This window comes from Shewanella algae (assembly GCF_009183365.2).
In the GTDB taxonomy this organism is placed as follows: domain Bacteria; phylum Pseudomonadota; class Gammaproteobacteria; order Enterobacterales; family Shewanellaceae; genus Shewanella; species Shewanella algae.
This window is the reverse complement of the sequence record NZ_CP068230.1, coordinates 345823-366376: the sequence shown is the minus strand read 5'-3', so window position 1 is coordinate 366376 and position 20554 is coordinate 345823. Positions and strand designations below refer to the sequence as shown.

Here is a 20554-nt window from a genome sequence, read left to right as displayed (position 1 = left end):
CTAACCTGCCGATGAACACAAGTTGACCCGGCTTAAAAACAGCCATCCGGACTTTCCCGGATCCAGGAGTAAATTATGAAAATTCAATCTCTAGTACTGGCTTCCGCTGCGGCTCTCGCTTTCTCAGCCCCTTCTTTTGCAGCTGACTGGTTTGTTGGCGGCGGTGTTGGTGCGCAGCAAAATGACTACTCTCATAAACCCACTGATGGCGGCAAGTTCAGCGATGATGATCGCAATGCCGTCTACATGCTGCGTGGTGGTGCCTTCCTGACCCCCAACCAGCGTCTCTACGCGACGTACAGCTACAACAGCGATGACTTTGCCAAGCAGCAGATGGGGCTGGTTTCCTATGACTACCTGATAGGTTTGGATCAGGCCAACAAACTGAACTGGTTTGTCGGTGCCAGCGCCGGTATCAACCACACGGCACCGGATAGCGGTGCCCTGGAATCAGACAATAATTTTGTCTGGGGTGGTCAGACAGGTCTGGTGTATAAGCTGAGCGACAATCTCAATACCGAGATAGGTTATCGCTATCTGAAGCAGGACTATGACAACAAGATAGACTCAGGCAAATATGCACTGGATAACACCCAGCAACTGTACCTGAGTGTCGACTATCGATTCTAGCCAAACTCCAGCCTCTAAAAAGCCCTATTTATGGGGCTTTTTGTTTAATATCTCTTCTTGAATCGAGTGGCGTGGTTAACAGCCACGACGATACAGCGACTTTAGCAAGCCACTCCCCTACCAGGTTCATGTCTCACAATTTACTGCAAGTTATTTTGGTATAAGTGAAAATTCGAACTACTTTTATACCATTCTGCATGGAAGCAGGTGCAACTTTGGATAGCTCAAGCTTCCATCTGGAAGCGCATTATTTAACTTCAAACTAAAAGACCAAGATATGAAACCTTACCAAGCCATAGATTGCGGCCGCTATGATTACCTGGAGTTGGCCTGTATTCGCGGTTATCCGCTGAAAATAGAGCTGTTGCAAGGAGAGATACTGCATGGCAAGGCGCTGATCACCGAGACCCGTCCCGACAAGAGCGAGTGGCTGCTGGTGCAAACGGCCACCAGCAACCGCGCCATTCGAATGGATCAACTGTTGGCTATCACACCTGAGCAGGAAGGCGCCGAGTTTGGCCGAGTGCTGATTGCCTCGGCAGGCTGTGAGATTTAAATCGCCGCAATAACCGAGACTTCCACCAGATACTCGGGTTCGGCAATAGCCGCCTCCACACAGGCTCTGGCCGGTGCATGCCCCGCCGGTAGCCAGGCATCCCAGATAGCATTCATGGCATCATAATCGCTCATCTGTTTCAGGTAGATAGTCGCAGAGAGGATCCGCTCACGACTACTGCCTGCCCGCTTGAGCAGTTCATCCACCTCTTCGAGCATGGTACGGGTCTGCTGCTGAATATCGGCAAACTTATCCTTGGCAACCTGACCACAGAGATAAACCGTGTTGTTGTGGATCACTATGCTGCTCATGCGCGGATTGGTATCGATACGTTGAATTGTCATCGGCTTGGTTCCAGGTGAAAACCGTTATTTTATCCGGCAAAAGTCGGCTTGGGACAGTTGTGGTTCAGATAAGTGAAAAAAACTGCCAAACAGCCAATTTTATCGCATATTTTTTGGACACTTGGAGATAAGAGCTATTCCTTAAGCCAGCGGCACTGATAGAATCAATATCTCATTCGCCCAACTATTTAAGGACTCCTGTATGAGCCTAGAATTACTGTCCAAACTGGAGACCAAGATCCAGGCCGCGCTCGAAAATATTGAGCTTCTGAAAATGGAGCTGGAAGAAGAAAAGCAGAAGAATGCCCATCTGATAGAGCAAAACCAACAACTTCAGCAAGATCTCAACTCGTGGAACGAGAAAGTCACCGGCCTTGTTGGTCTGCTCAACGACGAAGTCAACTGAATCTAAACGGTTTTAGCTTGGCTATTCTGAGTTTCAATGAGTTCGTTCAATTCCATGATAGCCTGCTTTACCTTTGGCAGGCTTTTTCTCGGCAGCAAAAAGCGCCCTTTATCAAACTCTAATCTTCCCAGATCTTTCACCCAAACGGCGCCGGTCAAGAATATCCTTACGTGTTTGACAATCAGCTTGGGAGCATAGACAGGAAATACACGCACGAGAAACCTCCTTTAGTTGATTTCCGATCCCGAAGTTTTGACCCCCCAACCCGGTGGAAGGTTTCATTTCAATCCGGGAAAATGAGTCAAAATTCGCAAATATGCGCCTTTGTTCTAAAAATCTTGCTGTTATACCTCTCGCCCAGGTGAATTAGTCAATAAAGCAACACTTGCCAATTTTTTGACGCACTGCTAGAGTAAAGCCGTTACTCAGGGTAAAAACTGAGCCCTATGGCTCTAATCCGTGCTTCTTGCGACCAGGGAGTACGGTTTTTTTTTTGCTTTATGCCCAGCTGTTTTCCGGGTAACAAAAAAGGGCCGTTAAGGCCCTTTTTTGTATTTAGATGCTAAATTATTTCAGCTGAGTCAGATAGATAGCAATATCCAACATCTCGTCATAAGACTTGATGGCACCGGTTTCAACCCGATACTTACCATTCACCACCAGCGCTGGAACACCTGAGATCTTGGCGTTTTCTGTGTTGCGCTTCATGTTAGCCACCATGCTGTTGACCATAAAAGAGTTGGCCGCAGAATCAAACTGCTTGGGATCCACACCATTGGCAACAAAGATAGCCTTGATGTCATCACGATTGGTGAAGTGCTGCTTCTTGTCCTGAATCGCGCTGAACATGGCATGATTGACTTTATCAGACACCTTCAGTACTTCGGCAGTGGCGAAAGCACGGGACATCTCAACACCCATCTCGCGGCCGATAAAGTCGACATGGTTTTGCTCAAAAGCCACACCTTCGGGCAGACGAGCCTTCAGCTTGGGGATCACGTTCTTTTCAAAGTTATAGCAATGAGGACAGTAGAAAGAGAAAAACTCTGTGATTTCAGGCTTGGCGGAGGCGGGGCCTTCACTAACCACAGTATAATGCACGCCTTCTTTGTACTGGGCCGCTGTGGCCGCCAGGGGAAGCAGCAAAAATGCCGCCGCCAACATCAGGATTTTCTTCATTGGAGTTCCTTGTTTATTAAAATTTCAGCCAACACTGCTGGAGTTGCTGAATAACATAATCTTCTTTTTGAGTCGAACTCAAGCTCTGAGTTCCCTTTTTGTTAAATCCAAATGCCGTGCGGCCATATCCTCAACACCCGGCACTTGTTCGATGCAGCCTCAATAAAGAATAAGACTCAGTGGCGGCTCATCCAAGCGCTGTTGCTGTTCTTTAAATGCCTGCAACTGCTGTCGCCAGTATTCTTCGGTCGCAAACCAGGGGAAGTGGCGCGGAAACGCGGGGTCGTCCCAGCGCTTGGCCAGCCAGGCGTTGTAATGCAGCATTCGCAGGGCCCTGAGTGGCTCTATCAACTGCAGCTCTTTGGTATCGAAGTTGGAGAAGGCCTCGTAGGCCTCCAGCAAGACTTCCAACTGCAACGTCTGTTGCTGCCTGTCGCCGGACAGCATCATCCACAGATCCTGCACCGCAGGGCCGTTGCAGGCATCGTCGAGATCAACAAACCCGGGGCCATTGGGGGTCCAGAGAATATTGCCGGGATGCAGATCGCCATGCAGACGCATACTCTGGTATTCGATACCTTGCCAACGCCGCTGCAGCTCAGAGAAGAGGCTTAACGCCGCCTCGAGCAGATGTTCCCGCAAAGCGTTCGGGATCAGCTCTGTGCACTGCAATTGCTCCAGCGCCGGAGTCCCCAGGGTTGTCGGCGTCAGGTTCAAACGCTGCTTGAACAGGCTGCCACGGGAATACTGGTGCAAACGGCCGATGAACTGGCCGGCGCCCTCTATCTGATCTAGGTTGTCCACCTCAAAGCTGCGACCGCCTATGGAAGGAAACAGCGCAAAACGCCACTCTTTGAAGTGATGCAGACTGCGGCCATCGAGCACCACAGGTGCAGCAATGGGGATCTCGGCTTCGGCCAGCTCGAACGTAAATTTATGCTCTTCCAAAATCTGGGCATCGGTCCAACGCTCGGGGCGATAGAACTTAACCACGTACCTCTGGCCGCGATCGCAACGAAACTGATAGACCCGGTTCTCATAGCTGTTGAGTGGCGTTAGCCCCGTCTCGGGGTAAATCGCCAGACTTTCAATGGCATCCAAAATCAGTTCAGGGGAAAGATCCCGATAATGAAACGCCGCCGTGGCCCGCTTTTCTGTCATGCCTGTGACTCCAGTAAGTGCTTCAGGTATACCAACACATCCCAGTCTTGTTCACTCTGGCAGCTCAACCAGCACACATCGCCGTAGAACTCATAGTTGAGCCACAAGAGACTGCCTTCAAAATCCAGCAGCCATTGGTGACGATCAGCCCCCCATTGCCGCTCCAGCACCTTGGCATCGAGCGCCCGGCACAGGGGCTCGGCAAAGCTGTCGAAGGCTTCGAACTCGACCCCAGCCGTCATCGACAGGGTTTTATGCTCGGGATCCAAGCTAAGATTTTGATACTGCATTTTTTAATCCTATTTCTTAACTGCTGCAGGACATGATCAACCCCTGACCCCAATCCGGTGGTCGCTTGGCAAACTCCTGCATCTCAGGCTGCTCATCGAACGGGCGCCTGAGGAGCTGGTACAACTGCTCAAGCGGCTGGCTATTGCCCTCCTCTTCGATGGCAATTATCGCTTCCTGAGCCAGATAGTTGCGCAAGATATATTTGGGGTTATGGGCCCGGCGCTCGGCCTGCCACTGTTCAAGTCCCTGACGGGTATCGATACGGCGCCGGTACTCGGGCAGCCAGTCATCCCAGCCCTGACGATTGATAAAATCATCCCTCAGACTACTGTTTTCTGCCTTGGGATCCAGCTCGCCGAAGCGGCGCAGGCTCTGGGTGTAGTCCAAGGCGTTTTGTTCCAACAAGCCGGTAAAGGCACCAATAAGCGCCAGGTCCTTGTTGTCCTGCTCCAGCCGGGCATCACGGCTTAAATCTTCGGCCAAAGGTGCCAGCCCCAACTTGGCGCGCATCAAGCCAAGATATTGCTGCACTAACTCATGCTGATAGCTATTGAGCGCGGCTATCAAATCATCGGAAGCCAGCACTGGCGTCAACGCCTGCGCCAAACGTTGCAGGTTCCACAAGCCGACGCCGGGTTGCTGACCGAAGGCGTAGCGTCCCTCGGGATCAGAATGGTTACAGATAAAGTCTTCCTTGAAGGTATCGAGGAAGGCGAAGGGGCCAAAGTCGAAGCTGTCACCAAGAATCGACATATTGTCGGTATTCATCACCCCGTGGGCAAAGCCCACCGCTTGCCAGTGGGCTATCATACGCGCGGTATCACGTACCACCAGAGCAAACCAGGCCTTGTAGCCCTCATAGTCCAGGCTGAACTGGGGATAATGTTGGCTGAGGGTGAAATCGAGCAGCTGCTTGAGCTTGTCGGCCTGACCCTTCTCGCTGTAACAGAAATACTCGAAGTGGCCAAAACGTATATGGCTGCGGGCCAGGCGCACGGTAATGGCGCCTTTTTCCAGCGACTCGCGCCACACCGGCAGCTCAGAGCCGATCACCGCCAACGCCCTGGTGGTGGGCACGCCCAAATGATACAGCGCCTCGGAAACCAGAAACTCGCGCACCGCAGAACGCATCACTGCACGGCCATCACCGTGACGCGAGTATGGCGTGGGTCCCGCGCCCTTCAAGGCCAAATCCCAGGCACCGTCAGGCCCCTGCGCCTCACCGAGAATGATCGAACGGCCATCGCCCAACCTGGGGCTGTAACCGCCAAACTGATGTCCACTGTAGACTTGGGCGTAATATTCGGCGCCCGGCATTCTCTGGTTGCCGGCGAGTTGCTGCAGCAGGGTTTCATTGGGGGCAGTCAGGCCCAAAAGCGCCGCCGCATCATCACTCCAGGCCAACCAATGGGGCGAAGGTAGCCCGGCAGGCAGTACCTGCTGGTAAAATCCCGCCAGGCGGGTGAAGTAATCCTGTTTAAATTTCATGTCCCTTAGGGGCCGTTATTGTGCCATTGGTCACAGATTATCATATCCCTGTCGTCGAGACGGCAGTTGTGACCACACTCGAAGCTGCCCTTGCCCTCATTGAGGCGCTGCATGCCTCTGCCCTTGTCCTGGCACTGCTGCAGGGTTTGATAATAACCGGCAATGGCGTGGTAACGATCCAACGTCTCGGCCGTTTGCGGCTCGACGTCCGACTTATCTCTATTCGGCTGCTGTATATCCGTATCCGGATAGTAAAACAGGGTCCATTGCGGCTGCTTGCTGCAGGCTGCCAGCAGCAACAGCGAAGTGAGGGCAACCCATAAAGTCGCTGGTTTCATTGCGGCTCTCCATCAATAAAAAAGCGAACCCGCAGGCTCGCTTGGGAAGGAGTGAAAAAGCACTATGCCCCTCACTCCTTGCTTGATTCTACACATTGAATCGGCTTTTGTACTCAGGCTGAGGCTTTATCCCTGGCCTTTTCTATCCGCTTGATACGACCTTCAAAGCCCGTAACTGTGCCATCTTCCAGCCCATATTCAATCGCCTTGTTGCACAGAGCTATGGCGGCATCGAAACGGCCTGCATCGCTGCACAGGGTAGAAAGCTGCATAAATCCTGTGCCCTTGAACTCGGCCTTGGGTGATTTGCTGAGTACTTTCTCCCGACTGGCGGCAAACAGGGCGCTATATGCGGTATCGTACTCTTGCCCCAACTGCAGATACTTGCTGTTTTTCCGCTGCTTGTAGCATTCACTTATCACGGCCAGTAAAGCATCATGCGCTTCGATAGCGCCTTCAGAGGCCTGATACTGTTCCATCGCCCGCTTGAGGGTAATATTGCCCCAACTGATATCCGGCGCAGCCGCCTTGACTGGCTCTGGCTCTGGCTCTAGCTCTGGCTCTGGCTCTGGCTCTGGCTCTGGCTCTGGCTCTGGCTCTGGCTCTGGCTCTGGCTCTGGCTCTGGCTCTGGCTCTGGCTCTGGCTCTGGCTCTGGCTCTGGCTCTGGCTCTGGCTCTGGCTCTGGCTCTGGCTCTGGCTCTGGCTCTGGCTCTGGCTCTGGCTCTGGCTCTGGCTCTGGCTCTGGCTCTGGCTCTGGCTCTGGCTCTGGCTCTGGCTCTGGCAGGACAGTCTCGACCTCGGCACGGCCAACTTCCACCTCTGGGGCGATATTTTCCGCTCGAGGTTCAAGCTCAGGCGATTCTGCGACCGCTTGCTCAGCCGATGGCTGAGGCTTGGGTTCGGCTTGCTCTTTCGATTCGGCAAAGTCCAGATCGACACTCTGGTGCTCCTCCTGAGTCTCGTTTTCCGTCTCGGCCTGTGGCGCCTGAGGCATGGCCGAAGCTCTGTCTTTGAGCTTAAGCGCCTCATCACGCTCCTCTTTTGCCAGCCGCTGCGCCCGGTTATAGAGGAAAATACCCGCTGCGACCAACAGTACTACGACCAGGATTTTAAACATCTTCGTCCACCATTTCTTGAGTGCCGGGCCAACTGGCGGCCCTGTTTTGTGGTATTGGCAATCCGCCAAAGCCACCCCGCTCTGCACAGAGTTTAACCGATATTAATAGAGTATCGTCTTAGTATAAATCAAGTATTTATGCTTTTTCTGCTCGCTTTTAGGCGCTTTTTGCAATTGAAACTCAGTCTGTGAAGCCTGGCGCGCCATCGACAGATACAAGCTGGTACACTCCTAGGGTTTTGATCCCAAGAATGGCAAACAAGGATTCAGATGCAAAAATTACTGATAGTGGCTCACGCCAGCCCTTATGGCACAGAAAAATTATTCAACACTCTGCGTATCGCCCTGGCGCTGAAAGACCAGGAGCAGACCGAAGTGGAGCTCAAGTTATTCCTGATGTCAGACGCTGTCTTTGGCGCAGTAAAAGGTCAGAATACCCCTGATCTCAGCTACAACCTGCAGCAGATGTTTGAAATCCTTACTGCTCAGGGTGTGCCCTTGCTGCTGTGCAAGACCTGTGTTGAAGCCCGCGGCGTAGTGGCCGACATGCTGCTGGACGGTGCCGCCATTGGCACACTCGGCGATTTGAGCCGCTGGACCCTGGAAGCCGACAAGGTTATCCATATCTAGGGTCAACTTGTCATTTGACCTTGGGTGCGCATAAAGCTTCATTTTGTGCGCACCTTCATAATTCCTGCCACTGACTTTGAACCCTGCCCCGCCTCAGGACTAAGATGACCATAGTTGAGTTATTTACTAAGGTAAGGCTATGGAACTGCTGCAAGGAAAACTACTGACCGAATTCCGCACTGTTTCTGCCATGGTGTGGATCTACTGCCGTGACCATCACCCCAGAACTGAAGATGGCAGCCTCTGCCCCGACTGTCAGGCCTTGATGGAGTACGCTCACACCCGCCTCGACCGCTGCCCCTACGGTGAAAGCAAGCCCACCTGCAACAAATGCCCGGTACACTGCTACAAACCTGAACCCAAAGAACAGATGCGTCAGGTGATGCGTTACGCCGGTCCCAGAATGCTGTTGAGCCACCCGATACTGGCACTGCGCCACCTCTGGTGCGAGCGCAAAGCCGCGCCGGGCAAGCCTCCGAAGGACGCCTCCAACCGCCATAAGCGCATGCAGTGCGCCAAAAACTGACTATTTTTTGTTGCACCCCTCAAGCGGCTGAGATAAGAATGTCGTTAAGGGGGCCAGATGACAGCATTCAGCGACATTTTTACCCAAGCTTACTGGTGGCTGTCGCTGCTTGGAGGCCTGCATTGCCTGGCGTTGTCCATCTACGCCCGCTTTGTCTATCAGGACAGCCATAGCCAACGTCGACTGCTCGCCGGCATCTTTGCCTTGATGGCACTCTATTTCTTTACCGGCCTGTTCAATAGTGACAATACCCCGGCGCCTATCCATTTGCTGTTTCTGTTATTACTGCCGCTGTACTTCCTGTTGATGCCGGCACTGTATCAATACCTGAAGCAACAACTCAGGCCGACTGTAGATGCAAGGTTGCCACTCAAGCATCTGTTGCCGTCCATACTTGCCATGTTTCTGGTGGTGTTGCTGTGGCTATTCAATCCCAGCCTGGTCACAGGTGTGGCTCTACTGGGCTACCAGCCCAGCCTGAGTTGGGGTTCCCTGCTGTTGCCATTGTTGCTGTTACTGCAAACCACCCTGTACCTGGTATTGGTGCTGCAGCTGATGAAGCGCCACTTTCATGCATCGGCTCAGCAGGACAACAGATTGCAACAGCTGCGCAGTAACTGGCTGCTGGTATTGACCCTGGCACTGATACTGAACTGGTTGGTTCGTAACATTGCCGTGCTCTTGACTCTGTTTCTCGGCGATCAGTTTTCGGCTGTGGCGCAGGCAATCCCGAGACTGGCACTGCTACTGACCCTCTATCTGCTGGCCATCTACGGCCTCAATCAGCTCACCCGCGCCGCCTATCTGCGTGGACGCGAATCCCGTGCTCAAGCCGCCTCTGTACCCAAACAGCCTCTCGATAAGGAAGAACTGGATTTTCTCAATGAGATACTGCACGAAAAAAAAGATAAGTAACATCGCCCAGGCTGTGACCTTTACGTTAATCTAATGCGGCTTTTAATAACAAAAACAAAGGAACAGAGATGGGATTGCCTAACAGCTACAGCCTGCTGGCCCTGTGCCTTATCGGTATGGGAACCCAGGTATTGGCCGCAGAGCGGCAGCATAAAATAACCAACCAGGACTTTTTCGAGATAGCCAACATGGGCCAGGTAGTGCTCAGCCCGGATGCCAAAATGGCCGCCTGGCTGGAATCGCGCTGGGACAAAAATCTGGATAAGGCCCAGAAAGACATCTGGCTGGTCGACAGCAAGAGCCGCCAGAGCAAACGACTGACCTTCAGCAACGAGAGTGAAAGCGCTATCAGCTGGAGCCCGGATGGCCAATATATCTACTTTCTCAGCAGCCGCGGCAATGCCGAGCAGCCGGCGCCCTTCAACGCCAAACCGCAAATTTATCGTCTCTCTATCCAAGGTGGTGAAGCTGTTCCCGTTACCCAAGAGGCCGGTGGCGTCAAGAGTTACCAGCTGAGTGACGATGGCAGCCAGCTCTATTTCCTGACCCATAAGACCCTGACAGACAAAGATCCCTGGGCCGGTATGCGCGCCGCTCACCAAGGCCCTGAGTATGCTCACGGCAGTCGCGATACCAATCCCCTGTACCGCCTGGATCTGAACCATTTTCGCAAGCAGTTGCTGCTGGATGATGACAAAGTGGTTTGGGAGTTCAGCGTCAGCCATGATGGCAATAAACTGGCGCGGATCACCACAGAAGACAACGAGTTGGTCAATCTGGAAGGTTGGTCCAAGGTAGAAATCTTCGATATCAAAAACGCCGGCAACCAGGTTCTGGCCGACAAGCTTTGGCGTGAACAGGCGCCCTCTCCTTACGGCTGGCTGCTGGGGCTGAGTTGGGCCGAAGATAACCGCCGTCTCGCCTTCAGAATCGATTTTGACGGCCATCCCGGCAGGCTGTTTATCAGTGATACCAGTAAACCCGAACAGGCACCTTTGAGTGTTAAACGCCAGGGTGATATGACACTCAGCGGCGGCGACATCCATTGGCGTCCGGGCAGTGAAGAAATCTGCTATCGCGGCGCCGATTATGCGCTGGTACGCCTCTACTGCACTGAAATCAATGACCTGGAACAGGGTGACACCCGGACTCTGCTGCAGGATGATACCGTCATCGGCAGCTACAGTTTCAGTCACAACGGCAAGCAACTGGCGTTCAGCTATAACGGCCTGGATCACTTCTACGATCTGTTTATCGCCAACGCCGAGAAACGCAAAGCACCGGCCAAACGCCTGACCAATATCAATCCGCAAACCGATTCCTGGTTGCTGCCACAACTGAGCATAGTCAAGTGGCAAGCCGCCGATGGCACTCAGGTTGAAGGCATACTGGAATTACCACCCGGCTACCGCAAAGCCGATGGCCCCCTGCCACTTGTTGTGCAAATTCACGGAGGCCCCACTGCTGCTACCCCGTTTGCACTGCAACACAGATCCTATGGCCGTGCTACTTTCGCCGCCAACGGCTGGGCCTTGTTGTCGCCCAACTACCGCGGCTCTACCGGCTATGGCGACAAGTTCCTCACTGATCTGGTGGGCCATGAACACGAGATTGAGGTAAACGACATCATGGCCGGTGTGGACAAGCTGATTGCCGAGGGCCTGGTCGATGCCGACAAGCTGGCCGTCATGGGCTGGAGCAACGGCGGCTATCTGACCAATGCACTTATCGCCAGCAGCGACAGATTCAAGGCTGCCAGTTCAGGGGCCGGAGTATTCGATCAGCGCCTACAATGGATGCTGGAAGATACGCCCGGACATGTGGTCAATTTTATGCAGGGCTTGCCATGGGAAAAACCCGAGGCTTATACCCATGGCTCGTCGCTGACGCATGCAGACAGAATAAAGACCCCGACACTTATCCATATCGGAGAGAAAGACGCCAGGGTACCTTTAGGGCACGCCCAGGGGCTATATCGCGCCCTCAAGCATTACCTGAATGTGCCGGTGGAACTGATTACTTACCCGGGTGAAGGCCATGGTTTGAGCCGCTACAAGCACAAACAAGCCAAGATGGACTGGGATCAGGCCTGGTTTGAACATTATGTTCTCGGCAAACCCTTTCCTTAGCAGCGCTGTATAGGAGATGGGTTAACTGAACTCTAGTTAACTGAACTTTGGCTGACATTCACTCCAAAAAGCGCCGTTATCGGCGCTTTTTTAGTCTCCCCCTCTGTATTTTTGCTGCCGGACAAGTAAGCTCAAGAGTACCTACAGGTACCCAGTCTCTCATTGACGGGGAGCTTAAGACTCTCAATTTGGAGGTTCATCATGAAAGCCATTTCAAGTACCTTGTTTGCCTTATTAGCCCTGGCGAGCAGCCTGCTGCTGATCCCGACGGCCAGTGCCAATGACAGCTACAGCAGTGCCATAGCTACCTTCAAACAAGCCAGTGAAACCCATAAATTCTTCGACTCTGCCTATGGTTACGCCATATTTCCCACTGTCGGCAAGGGAGGTCTGGGCATAGGGGCGGCCTATGGTAAAGGACGTGTCTATCGCGGCGGCGTTTATACCGGTGAGTCGAGCATGACTCAGGTTTCCATCGGTTTTCAAATCGGTGGTCAGGCCTACAGCGAGATTATTTTCTTCAAGGATGAACAGGCCTACCGCGACTTTACCAGCGGCAGCTTTGAATTCGGCGCCCAGGCTTCCGCCGTAGCCATCAACGCCGGTGCCAACGCTCAGGCCGGTACTACAGGCAACTCGGCCGGAGCCGGCCAATCCGGCGGCAGTCAGGCTGCCAAGGCCTCCTATATCAACGGCATGGCGGTGTTTACTGCTGCCAAGGGTGGCCTCATGGTTGAAGCCGCACTTGCCGGACAATCATTTACCTTCGAAGCGCAATAAGCTGATTGGCGAGGCGGCTCTGGCCGCCTCACCCATTTGCCCGTTTTATCAATGTCCCCATGGCGCCGGAGGTGGCGTTACTTCATTGCTTAAGTTGAACTGCAACAGAAAATCGCGCTTCTCCCGGGTCAGGCGATAACTGAAATTCTGCTGATCCAGCCCCAGATGCCAAACATTGGTTACCGACTGGGCCAGACTATGCTGTTTGAAATTGGCAATTGAAAATTCATCGACCGGGAATGACTGCCAGGACTCGGTTCCCTGACTGCGACTGTCACCGCCATACTGGGTTACGGCATCTTCGCTGCCATCCTGATGACGATGATCATGCTTGAGCCTAAGGCCATCGGCCGTCTTGCTGATCACCCAGGTGCGGGATCTGTCCTCTCCCACATGCAACGGAATACGGATCTCGGTTGTTGAGCATTGGCGCACATGCATCACCAGCGGCTGGCCCGTAAAACCATCGCCGCTGCTGCCCCCCTTGATCAACTCACCACTGTAGGCCTTGCCACACAAACCGGATAAGTGGTTAAAAAACTGCTCGGCAGCAGTCAACTCCTGCCCCTGTACCGTCGTTGCCAGCAGCAAGGATGCCATCAGTCCCAACCGTTTCATTATTCTTGTTCCTTCTCCATTAAATGAACGACTATAACGGCGCAGTTTGAAACCAAACTGAATCCCTATAACAAGTTTTTGCCAAGCGCAAGTAGCAAAGTCACAAGTGAGTATCTCGAAAATACTTTCACTGTATTACTTGAGTAAATTCACACCCTGAGAATAAAAATAACCCTATGTTAATTTCGTCTGCGGAAATAAGGTTTTTTCGCTTAGCTAAAAATAGGAAGCAATTCATGTTTCAAATAATTAACTATTTCTCAATGTGATCTTAATCTTGGCAATAGGCCAACAATGAATTCATAGTAATGTCTCAGCAGTGTGGGGAGCGATTACATGAAAATTGACAGCCTTAATTACAACCAATTAAAAGTTTTACTCGCTGTATATAAACATGGTCAAGGAAGCTTGGCCGCAGCCGAATTAGGTATATCCAGTTGTGCCGTCACCCGTACACTAAATGCGCTACGTGATGTTTTTATGGACTCTTTATTTGTCCGTAAATCAAATGGATTAATTCCTACACAAAAGACCGAAGAGTTAATCCCACACGCCAAATTATTGGTAGAACAATATCAACTGCTTGAGCGGCAACATTCTGTCTTTTCCCCCAGCCAATCCGGCGGTCATTTTGTTATCAGAGCCTATGATGAATTTGTCTATGCGGTTCATAAAGTCATAGATAACTATATTCTTCCCGAAGCCCCCAACTTGCGTTTCGACATTCGTACACTCAGCCATGACTGCAGCAATGAGCTCATTGGTGGCGGCGTCGATTTCGTGGTGGTCTACGAAGGCTTCGATGACACCCGGCTCAACTATGAAATCTTCTCTGAGACAGGTGATATCTACATTCTGGCCAGAAAAGATCATCCAATTCTGTCCGAATCCATGTCATTGGAGCAGCTATCCCACTATCCCTTGCTGGAAATCGACAACTACAACGACCTGACCTGCCCTTTGCTGGTCAATCTGTGTCGGGACAACGGCCTGCAGATGGATGTCGCCGGTTATACAGACAGTGTTGCCACCGCGATGCAGATCCTTGCCGAGTCGGACAATATAACCCTCAGCTGCAATCAATTTACCCGCAAGTTTGTCGACATGTTGCCGGCGGTCAGTTATCGAAGATTATCTGACAACATGATTGAAAATATAAAAGAAATCCGTAGCGAACATCGTACCGTCGGCAATTACATTCTTTATGGAAATATTAATAATTCCCCGGCATTCAACTGGGTGAAATCAAAACTCGTTTATGGACTGGAACGGGAATGGCGTTTGGCTGCGGCCACATAGAGATAAATCACAAGTGAAACAAGAGGTATCCAATGGAGTTCACACTATTTTGCATTACGGCCTATGCCGCTTATCTGGTTTATAAGAAACCAGAAAAAGAAAAACTGGCAGATAAACTTCTTTTCGGTTGTATCGGAATGAGTTTCTTTATTTGGATCATGATGTCCTGGGGCATTTTACTTCCAGTCGGAAATTACTAAAGAGTCGTTATGAAAGAGCATATATTCAACAAGTTGGCATCCTTCGCCGCTATTGTCATCATGGCCTTACCCGTAGGTATTGCCTGTTTCTTTTTCGGATTTATTCTCCTGGATAACCCTTGTGCATTTTGCTGGCAAGAACGTACGGCAATGATTCTGGTGGCGCTGACCGCTCTGTATATTGTGCGCTTTGGCCTCAAGCCGAAATACATTGCCGCGCTGGTTTGGCTGGGTATTTATGGTGCCTTTATGGCATCCGTGCATACTTCCATCAACCTCGGCAGCGACATAGGCCAGGGCTTCTCATTGAAGATCATGGGCGCCCATACCTACACCTGGGCACTGCTGGTCTTTATCGTGGTCCTTGTGGTTGTTGCTCTGCTGATGCTGACCCTGGGCAATAAATTTCCCGGCAACGCCTATGGCAAACAGCCGCTGGACACTCTGCCAAAATTGGCCTGCGGCGTATTCCTGGTGGTAATAGCCGGCAACATAGTACAGGCCTTTACCCAAACCGGCCCGATTCCCTTCGTCGGCCAGGACAGTCCAGGCCGCGTATCCTTCAATCCCAAGTTCATGAGCTGGGAACTGGACCACTGGCCAACCTATGCCCCGGATGCCCGCGGCGCCTATGCCATCAGCAACCCGGATATAGAAAGTTGGAACAAGACGGCTGCACTGTTTACCTCGGCTCCAGAAGCCAGACTACTGAGCCAAACGGCATTGCCGGAAGCGATTTCCGGCCGGGTAACCGCCATCGACTACCAGCCTGAAAGCCAGCTCTACGCCCTGACCACTTCAGACAACTGGGTCTACATACTCGACCGTCAGTTCAAACTGCTCACTCAGGCGCAAATCGACGGCATGTATATGCTGCACATTGAAACCTTGAGCGGCGTCAGCTTTACCTCGGCCAACAGCCTGTTGGTGATGGGGTTCAACAAGGCCTGGGCCGAACTGGTAGTGGATCCTGAGCAAAATTGGGAAATGAACTATCGCCGCTTCAATCAGAGCAGCGACGGCATAGGCGAAACGGCCCGTGGTCAGTTCAGCACTGTCAGAGCCAAGACCAGTTATAGCCTGGCACTGGGTTACAGCAAAGCGCTGGATCAATACGTCACTGTCACCACCCGCAACGAACTCAGCGATGCCTTGGTGGTATCCCGTTTCGACAAGGGTGACATGACACTGTCTGCCGAAGCCAATCTCAAGGGGCTTGAAGGCAAGGCGCTGCCACAACTGACGGGTATCAGCGTCGATGGCGAGCAAGCCTGGCTGCTCAACAATGATGCGAGTGAAGCCATGCAACTCAACCTGCTCACAGGTGAAGTTCACTCAGGTGTGAAACTGCCTGGCACAAACAACCCACAGGGCTTGCTGGTTCGCGATGGTCAACTGCTGACTGTCAGCCTGGTGAATGGCCGTAACCAACTGCAAACCTTTGTAATGTAACGCACCTTAGCTCCGGGGGGTATCCCCCGGGGTAACGCCGGGAAACCGGCACTATAAAGGCCCTTGGGCCAACAATCATAACGGACCCAGGGTCCAAATTATGGTGAGTGATGACTATGAAAATCAACAGACGCACATTTCTACAGGGGGCCAGCGCCACAGCCGTGCTTTCCTCCCTGTCAGGGTTGACTCCCGGTGTTGCCAATGCCAAAGAGGCGGGAGCCAATTCAGGGTTGCTGGCCAAGCGTAACGGCAAAGTCGTGTACCACAGCTGCCTGCGTAACTGCGCCGCCCGCTGTCTGCTCAAGTTCCGGGTTCAGGACGGCAGAATGACTTATGTCACCGGCGCCGAGGAACAGGCCAAGACTGGCAAGGCACCCTGCCTCAAGGGGCAAAGTTATGTTCAGTACACCTATGCCGCCGACCGTATCCTGCATCCCATGGAACGGGTGGGTAAGAAGGGTGAAGGCAAGTGGCGCCGGATCACCTGGGATCAAGCCTACAGCAAGATCGCCAGCCGCTTTAAGCAGATCATCAATGAGCACGGTTCGGAAGCAATTCTGCCCTACAGCTATTCGGGTAACTATGGTGCCATCGGCATGTCGGCCTCCGGCGAGCGTTTCTGGAACCGTATCGGTTCCTCCATTCTGGAACGTAAGGTATGTACCTACGCCGCCTACGACGGCCTCAAGTCACTCTACGGCACCTTCCTCGGCCCGGATCCTGAAGATGTGCTGCTCAGTGACGTCTATCTGACCTGGGGACACGATGAAGTCGTTTCCAACACCATAGCCATCAAGCTCATCAACCAGGCCAGGGATCGCGGCACCAAGCTGCTGGCGGTCAACCCACAGCGCACACCTTTGTGCTCTCAGGCCGACATCTACCTGCAACCTCGCCCCAGCACAGACGTACAGTTGTGTGCCGGTATCATGAAGTATCTTGTAGAAAAAGATCTTGTTAATCATAAATTTATTGCCGAACAGACCATAGGCTACGACGAGTTGCTCAAGCGCCTCGATGAAATCAGCTACGACGAAATCGAAGCCATTACCGGGGTACCCAGAGCCAAGATGTTTGAATTTGCCCAGGTACTGGGTGAAAACGAAAAAACCATGCTGCGTATGGGTTATGGCTTCCAGCGCAACTTCAACGGTGCCCGTATGTCTCGCGCCGTCGCCATGCTACTGGCGGTCACAGGCAATTTCGGTAAGCGCGGTAACGGCCTTATCTATGACAACGTTCATGCCGGTGGTGGCTTGAATCAGTACCAGGCCAGCGGCAAATACATGCGCCCGAATCCGGATGCCCAGCGGATCAATATGACAGAGCTGGCCAAGGCGCTGCATCCAACCAATCCCACCAGCCACGACAAGCCCAGCAAGCCGATCCACGGGATGATCATCTACAACGGTAACCCTGTGGTTGTGGCACCCGATACCAATGCGGTGCTCGAGGGGATGAAGCGCGAAGACCTGTTTGTTGTCGGCCACGACATGGTAATGACAGACTCTCTGCAGTACTGCGACATCATAGTCCCGGCTGCCAGCCAGTTTGAAACCGATGATATTGTCGGCGACTACCACGGCTACTATGTACAGGTGTGCCAGAAGGTGATTGAACCTCTGGGTGAAGCCAAGTGTAACTGGACCTTCTTCCGCGAGCTGGGCCAGGCAATGGGCTTTGAAGACCCCGCCTTCCAGGCAAGCAATGACGATGTGATCCGCGAACTGCTGGATACCGACTCCGAGTACTATAAAGGAGTAACCTATGACCGGCTGATGAAGGAAAAATACATCAAGCTGGACATTCCTCAGCCCGTATTGGCCGACGGTAAATATGAAACCCCAAGCGGCAAGATTGAATTCAGTTCTCAGTTGATGGCCGATGCCGGTTTCCATCCGGTACTGGATTGGGGCCTGCCAGAGGATGAGATGGAACCCAGAGAGCGAGAGTTGCCATTCCGCTTGCTATCTTCCGGGGTACCACAGCGGGTTAACAGCTCCTTCTACAACGTGAAATATATCCGCGCTATTCCAGCCTACTACGTCAAGATCAATCCCAAAGATGCCCAACAATACGGCATTGCCAACAACGACACAGTCAAACTCAGCAACCACAGAGGTGAAGCCAAATTTGTGGCCATGGTCACCACAGGTGTGCCAGAGGGCTCGCTGATGACTCCCAAGTGTAACTGGCTCAGGCTCAATCCCAACGGCACCGAAGGCTGCACCAACTCGTTGACCACAGACAAATTGACCGATATGGGCGGCTGCTCGGCCTATCACTCAACCCGCGTGGCACTGGCCAAAGCCTGAAGGAGATCCTCATGGAAAACAAACATCAACTCGGATTCGTCTTCAGACAGGAAAACTGTGTCGGCTGCCAGGCCTGCACCATAGCCTGCCAGATCCACAATGAGCTGCCGGAAGACGTGCGCTTTCGCAAGGTAGACCGCTACGAAGTCAAACGTGACGACGGCATGGTGGATATGTGGCTCAGCCATTCCTGCATGCATTGCGGCAACCCGGCTTGTCTCATGGTGTGCCCGGCTCAGGCCTATACAGTGCGTGACGATGGTTTGGTAGTACTCAACCGCGAGAAATGTACCGGTTGTGGCCTGTGTGTCAGTGCCTGCCCTTATGATGCGGTAGTCATGCTGAAAACCGATGGCAAAGCCGCCAAGTGCAACATGTGTATTGAGCTTATCGATCAGGGTCTCAAGCCCGCCTGTGTCGACGGTTGTCCGGTCAAGTGTCTGGATACCGACAGAGTACAGCAGGTGTTGGCCCAGAAACCTTCAGCCAGTAAACAAGGCGTAGGTTACGGCGACTGCATCACCAAGCCCAATATGGTCATCATCAAGGAGCGGCCATGACACATCTCGACCTCGGTCCGGTCGCCAGCGGCTATCAGGCCTTGAAGGGAATGCTGTTTGCCCCCTCAAGCCTTGAATCGCTCAAGCGGCTTATCGATTGGCTGGAACAGGAGCAGCGCTATCCAGAGTTGCTCCAACAAGCCAAACATTGGCAATCAGAGCCTCTGGAACTTGAGTGTGACTTCAACCGTATGTGTATCGGCCCCACCAAGTTGCTGGTGCCTCCCTATGAGTCTGTCTACCGCGATGTCGGCCGGCAGATCCATACGGATCGCACTCTGGAGGTCGCCGACTTCTACCAGCAGCTGGGACTGGTGACAGATACAGGTTTCAACGAACCGGCTGACTATATAGGCAATGAGCTGGAGTTTCTGTTTTGTGCCGAGGCCCTGCGCCATCAGCAGCAAAACGAAGACCCGGCCGCAGCCGATGAGCTGGAGCAGTTGGCGCAAGTCTTCCTCGAGCAACACCTGGGCACCTGGTATCAGGCGTTTGCCCAGGGGATCAGCCAACATGCACGGCTGGATTTCTGGCTCTGTTATGCCCAGGCACTGGAAGACTTCCTCACTTCCAGACTGAAGAATTCCGGGGTCGAGACTCCGACTGCAAAGCATCATTAAGATGTTTAAGGATTTGACATGAAAAGTTTAAATGCCTTTATCTCAGGTGCTGTGGCCTTAGTATTCAGCTTACCGCTGCTGGCTGCCGACACTCTGACACCCGAGCCACAACAGTGGCAACCGATACAGGAAGTGGCAATTCAGGGCGATATCCCCGAACTCAGGGGCATGCCGCAACAGGCACAGTTCCCGGACGCGTTGCCCCCTGTCAATCAAGGGTATCTCGATACTCTGGCGCCGGCCTCCTGGTGGGCCGACCTCCTGAGCTACAGCTTCTTTGGCATGATAGTACTGCTGGCATTGTTCGTGGCCATCAATGGTAAAGCCAAGCTGAGCCAGGGCTTTTCCGGCAAAAAGGTCGACCGCTGGAGTGGCATGGATGTGCTGGTGCACTGGGTGGGCGCCATCGCCTGCCTACTGCTGATCATCACAGGCCTTATTATGGTTGCCGGCCGCTTCTGGCTGGAACCCAACATGGGCGCCTCCCACTGGACCGGCTTTATCGGTACTTCGGTAGCCCTGCATGACCTGATGGCCTTCCCCTTCATCCTGGGATGGGCGGTCATGGTGGTCAAATGGGCCGGTAAGCAGCTGCCGGAAGCCTGTGATATCGGCTGGCTCAAAGTGGTTGGCGGCTATCTGAACTTCGGCCCCTTCAAAGGCAAGCATCCGGATGCCGGTTTTGCCAATGCCGGTGAAAAACTCTGGTTCTGGTGCTTCGCCTTGTTCGGTGCCCTGATGGTCGGCTCGGGTCTGGTGCTTATGTTCCCAAGCCTGGTGGCCACCAAAGACGGTGCCAATCTGGCATTGATCCTCCACCTTGTCAGTGCCTTCGTACTCGGCGCCTTTACAATAGTGCACATCTATATGGCCACAGTGATCTCTGAAGGCGGTATGGAATGTATGCTCAGTGGCAAGTGCGACGAAAACTGGGCGAAACAGCACCACAACCTCTGGTACGACAGCCTCTCCAAAGGCAAATAACCCCTGCGCCCT

Annotated in this window: 24 protein-coding genes; 15 read left to right on the top strand and 9 right to left on the bottom strand. The window is 52.9% G+C overall.

Going from position 1 to position 20554, the window contains the following annotated elements; translation table 11 throughout:
• The first annotated feature begins 75 nt into the window (after positions 1 to 75).
• Both E1N14_RS01780 and E1N14_RS01775 read left to right on the top strand, forming a co-directional pair.
• Complete coding sequence (locus tag E1N14_RS01780) at positions 76 to 630, top strand: outer membrane beta-barrel protein (protein ID WP_025010852.1); 555 nt, start codon at positions 76 to 78, stop codon at positions 628 to 630.
• Positions 631 to 907: 277 nt separating this feature from the next.
• Positions 908 to 1186, top strand: a complete 279-nt coding sequence (locus E1N14_RS01775) for a Rho-binding antiterminator (RefSeq protein ID WP_028781134.1) — start codon at positions 908 to 910, stop codon at positions 1184 to 1186.
• Here the strand turns inward: E1N14_RS01775 and E1N14_RS01770 are convergent.
• Positions 1183 to 1530, bottom strand: a complete 348-nt coding sequence (locus E1N14_RS01770; RefSeq protein WP_028781133.1) for a RidA family protein — start codon at positions 1528 to 1530, stop codon at positions 1183 to 1185. The two genes, E1N14_RS01775 and E1N14_RS01770, sit on opposite strands and share 4 nt — an antisense overlap.
• 202 nt (positions 1531 to 1732) lie before the next feature.
• Between E1N14_RS01770 and zapB the strand changes: the two genes are divergently transcribed.
• Positions 1733 to 1936: a cell division protein ZapB gene (zapB, locus tag E1N14_RS01765; RefSeq protein ID WP_025010851.1), complete on the top strand. Its 204-nt coding sequence runs from the start codon at positions 1733 to 1735 to the stop codon at positions 1934 to 1936.
• A gap of 2 nt (positions 1937 to 1938) precedes the next feature.
• Here zapB and E1N14_RS01760 read toward each other — a convergent pair whose 3' ends face one another.
• From E1N14_RS01760 to E1N14_RS01730, 7 genes are all read right to left on the bottom strand, one after another.
• Entirely contained in the window at positions 1939 to 2151 is a 213-nt protein-coding gene (locus E1N14_RS01760) for a DUF1107 domain-containing protein (protein ID WP_025010850.1), read from the bottom strand.
• 352 nt (positions 2152 to 2503) lie between these two features.
• A complete protein-coding gene (locus E1N14_RS01755; protein ID WP_025889862.1) occupies positions 2504 to 3115 on the bottom strand; it encodes a thiol:disulfide interchange protein DsbA/DsbL in 612 nt (203 codons plus the stop codon).
• A 159-nt stretch (positions 3116 to 3274) separates the two neighbouring features.
• Complete coding sequence (locus E1N14_RS01750; RefSeq protein WP_025010849.1) at positions 3275 to 4276, bottom strand: serine/threonine protein kinase; 1002 nt, start codon at positions 4274 to 4276, stop codon at positions 3275 to 3277.
• Positions 4273 to 4566, bottom strand: coding sequence for a DUF3630 family protein (locus E1N14_RS01745; protein ID WP_025010848.1), 294 nt, complete (start codon positions 4564 to 4566; stop codon positions 4273 to 4275). The genes E1N14_RS01750 and E1N14_RS01745 overlap by 4 nt, the downstream gene beginning before the upstream one ends.
• 16 nt (positions 4567 to 4582) lie before the next feature.
• Positions 4583 to 6055, bottom strand: coding sequence for a protein adenylyltransferase SelO (locus E1N14_RS01740; protein ID WP_062793519.1), 1473 nt, complete (start codon positions 6053 to 6055; stop codon positions 4583 to 4585).
• A gap of 5 nt (positions 6056 to 6060) precedes the next feature.
• Positions 6061 to 6393, bottom strand: a complete 333-nt coding sequence (locus E1N14_RS01735; protein WP_025010847.1) for a hypothetical protein — start codon at positions 6391 to 6393, stop codon at positions 6061 to 6063.
• Positions 6394 to 6506: 113 nt separating this feature from the next.
• Positions 6507 to 7511 (bottom strand): hypothetical protein, encoded by a 1005-nt coding sequence (locus tag E1N14_RS01730; protein ID WP_082813106.1) that lies wholly within the window; start codon positions 7509 to 7511, stop codon positions 6507 to 6509.
• 270 nt (positions 7512 to 7781) lie between these two features.
• Between E1N14_RS01730 and E1N14_RS01725 the strand changes: the two genes are divergently transcribed.
• The 5 genes from E1N14_RS01725 to E1N14_RS01705 all read left to right on the top strand — a co-directional run bounded on the left by E1N14_RS01725 (position 7782) and on the right by E1N14_RS01705 (position 12491).
• The gene (locus E1N14_RS01725) at positions 7782 to 8141 is read left to right on the top strand and encodes a DsrE/DsrF/TusD sulfur relay family protein (RefSeq protein ID WP_025011924.1); all 360 of its coding nucleotides are present in this window, start codon (positions 7782 to 7784) and stop codon (positions 8139 to 8141) included.
• Positions 8142 to 8280: 139 nt separating this feature from the next.
• Entirely contained in the window at positions 8281 to 8667 is a 387-nt protein-coding gene (locus E1N14_RS01720) for a nitrous oxide-stimulated promoter family protein (protein WP_025011925.1), read from the top strand.
• Positions 8668 to 8724: 57 nt separating this feature from the next.
• Entirely contained in the window at positions 8725 to 9582 is an 858-nt protein-coding gene (locus tag E1N14_RS01715) for a hypothetical protein (RefSeq protein WP_044733502.1), read from the top strand.
• Positions 9583 to 9650: 68 nt separating this feature from the next.
• Positions 9651 to 11711 carry a S9 family peptidase gene (locus E1N14_RS01710; protein ID WP_062793520.1) on the top strand — a complete coding sequence of 687 codons (2061 nt, stop codon included), beginning with the start codon at positions 9651 to 9653 and terminating at the stop codon, positions 11709 to 11711.
• Between the two features lie 201 nt (positions 11712 to 11912).
• On the top strand, positions 11913 to 12491 hold the full coding sequence (locus tag E1N14_RS01705) for a lipid-binding SYLF domain-containing protein (RefSeq protein WP_028780964.1): 579 nt from the start codon (positions 11913 to 11915) through the stop codon (positions 12489 to 12491).
• Between the two features lie 48 nt (positions 12492 to 12539).
• Here the strand turns inward: E1N14_RS01705 and E1N14_RS01700 are convergent, their stop codons facing one another.
• Positions 12540 to 13109, bottom strand: coding sequence for a hypothetical protein (locus tag E1N14_RS01700; protein ID WP_025011926.1), 570 nt, complete (start codon positions 13107 to 13109; stop codon positions 12540 to 12542).
• A gap of 336 nt (positions 13110 to 13445) precedes the next feature.
• On the opposite strand from E1N14_RS01700, the gene E1N14_RS01695 reads away from it, so the two are divergent.
• From E1N14_RS01695 to E1N14_RS01665, 7 genes are all read left to right on the top strand, one after another.
• Positions 13446 to 14408, top strand: coding sequence for a LysR family transcriptional regulator (locus tag E1N14_RS01695; protein WP_025011927.1), 963 nt, complete (start codon positions 13446 to 13448; stop codon positions 14406 to 14408).
• Positions 14409 to 14440: 32 nt separating this feature from the next.
• Positions 14441 to 14608, top strand: a complete 168-nt coding sequence (locus E1N14_RS01690; RefSeq protein ID WP_164489371.1) for a hypothetical protein — start codon at positions 14441 to 14443, stop codon at positions 14606 to 14608.
• Positions 14609 to 14617: 9 nt separating this feature from the next.
• The gene (locus tag E1N14_RS01685) at positions 14618 to 16060 is read left to right on the top strand and encodes a disulfide bond formation protein B (RefSeq protein ID WP_025011928.1); all 1443 of its coding nucleotides are present in this window, start codon (positions 14618 to 14620) and stop codon (positions 16058 to 16060) included.
• 116 nt (positions 16061 to 16176) lie between these two features.
• Positions 16177 to 18378 carry a molybdopterin-dependent oxidoreductase gene (locus E1N14_RS01680; protein ID WP_025011929.1) on the top strand — a complete coding sequence of 734 codons (2202 nt, stop codon included), beginning with the start codon at positions 16177 to 16179 and terminating at the stop codon, positions 18376 to 18378.
• A gap of 11 nt (positions 18379 to 18389) precedes the next feature.
• Positions 18390 to 18938, top strand: coding sequence for a 4Fe-4S dicluster domain-containing protein (locus E1N14_RS01675; RefSeq protein WP_062793521.1), 549 nt, complete (start codon positions 18390 to 18392; stop codon positions 18936 to 18938).
• Complete coding sequence (locus tag E1N14_RS01670; protein WP_025011930.1) at positions 18935 to 19558, top strand: TorD/DmsD family molecular chaperone; 624 nt, start codon at positions 18935 to 18937, stop codon at positions 19556 to 19558. Before E1N14_RS01675 ends, E1N14_RS01670 begins: the two co-directional genes overlap by 4 nt.
• A gap of 18 nt (positions 19559 to 19576) precedes the next feature.
• Positions 19577 to 20542, top strand: a complete 966-nt coding sequence (locus E1N14_RS01665) for a formate dehydrogenase subunit gamma (RefSeq protein WP_044733495.1) — start codon at positions 19577 to 19579, stop codon at positions 20540 to 20542.
• Positions 20543 to 20554 lie beyond the last annotated feature (12 nt).

What these genes read in the sequence shown, in the direction of transcription:
- E1N14_RS01700 (WP_025011926.1), bottom strand. Translation starts at nt 13,109, where the DNA reads ATGAAACGGTTGGGACTGATGGCATCCTTGCTGCTGGCAACGACGGTA.
- E1N14_RS01715 (WP_044733502.1), top strand. Translation starts at nt 8,725, where the DNA reads ATGACAGCATTCAGCGACATTTTTACCCAAGCTTACTGGTGGCTGTCG.
- E1N14_RS01705 (WP_028780964.1), top strand. Translation starts at nt 11,913, where the DNA reads ATGAAAGCCATTTCAAGTACCTTGTTTGCCTTATTAGCCCTGGCGAGC.
- E1N14_RS01745 (WP_025010848.1), bottom strand. Translation starts at nt 4,566, where the DNA reads ATGCAGTATCAAAATCTTAGCTTGGATCCCGAGCATAAAACCCTGTCG.
- zapB (WP_025010851.1), top strand. Translation starts at nt 1,733, where the DNA reads ATGAGCCTAGAATTACTGTCCAAACTGGAGACCAAGATCCAGGCCGCG.
- E1N14_RS01680 (WP_025011929.1), top strand. Translation starts at nt 16,177, where the DNA reads ATGAAAATCAACAGACGCACATTTCTACAGGGGGCCAGCGCCACAGCC.
- E1N14_RS01775 (WP_028781134.1), top strand. Translation starts at nt 908, where the DNA reads ATGAAACCTTACCAAGCCATAGATTGCGGCCGCTATGATTACCTGGAG.
- E1N14_RS01690 (WP_164489371.1), top strand. Translation starts at nt 14,441, where the DNA reads ATGGAGTTCACACTATTTTGCATTACGGCCTATGCCGCTTATCTGGTT.
- E1N14_RS01725 (WP_025011924.1), top strand. Translation starts at nt 7,782, where the DNA reads ATGCAAAAATTACTGATAGTGGCTCACGCCAGCCCTTATGGCACAGAA.
- E1N14_RS01755 (WP_025889862.1), bottom strand. Translation starts at nt 3,115, where the DNA reads ATGAAGAAAATCCTGATGTTGGCGGCGGCATTTTTGCTGCTTCCCCTG.
- E1N14_RS01670 (WP_025011930.1), top strand. Translation starts at nt 18,935, where the DNA reads ATGACACATCTCGACCTCGGTCCGGTCGCCAGCGGCTATCAGGCCTTG.
- E1N14_RS01685 (WP_025011928.1), top strand. Translation starts at nt 14,618, where the DNA reads ATGAAAGAGCATATATTCAACAAGTTGGCATCCTTCGCCGCTATTGTC.
- E1N14_RS01720 (WP_025011925.1), top strand. Translation starts at nt 8,281, where the DNA reads ATGGAACTGCTGCAAGGAAAACTACTGACCGAATTCCGCACTGTTTCT.
- E1N14_RS01665 (WP_044733495.1), top strand. Translation starts at nt 19,577, where the DNA reads ATGAAAAGTTTAAATGCCTTTATCTCAGGTGCTGTGGCCTTAGTATTC.
- E1N14_RS01730 (WP_082813106.1), bottom strand. Translation starts at nt 7,511, where the DNA reads ATGTTTAAAATCCTGGTCGTAGTACTGTTGGTCGCAGCGGGTATTTTC.
- E1N14_RS01780 (WP_025010852.1), top strand. Translation starts at nt 76, where the DNA reads ATGAAAATTCAATCTCTAGTACTGGCTTCCGCTGCGGCTCTCGCTTTC.
- E1N14_RS01735 (WP_025010847.1), bottom strand. Translation starts at nt 6,393, where the DNA reads ATGAAACCAGCGACTTTATGGGTTGCCCTCACTTCGCTGTTGCTGCTG.
- E1N14_RS01710 (WP_062793520.1), top strand. Translation starts at nt 9,651, where the DNA reads ATGGGATTGCCTAACAGCTACAGCCTGCTGGCCCTGTGCCTTATCGGT.
- E1N14_RS01675 (WP_062793521.1), top strand. Translation starts at nt 18,390, where the DNA reads ATGGAAAACAAACATCAACTCGGATTCGTCTTCAGACAGGAAAACTGT.
- E1N14_RS01695 (WP_025011927.1), top strand. Translation starts at nt 13,446, where the DNA reads ATGAAAATTGACAGCCTTAATTACAACCAATTAAAAGTTTTACTCGCT.
- E1N14_RS01750 (WP_025010849.1), bottom strand. Translation starts at nt 4,276, where the DNA reads ATGACAGAAAAGCGGGCCACGGCGGCGTTTCATTATCGGGATCTTTCC.
- E1N14_RS01770 (WP_028781133.1), bottom strand. Translation starts at nt 1,530, where the DNA reads ATGACAATTCAACGTATCGATACCAATCCGCGCATGAGCAGCATAGTG.
- E1N14_RS01740 (WP_062793519.1), bottom strand. Translation starts at nt 6,055, where the DNA reads ATGAAATTTAAACAGGATTACTTCACCCGCCTGGCGGGATTTTACCAG.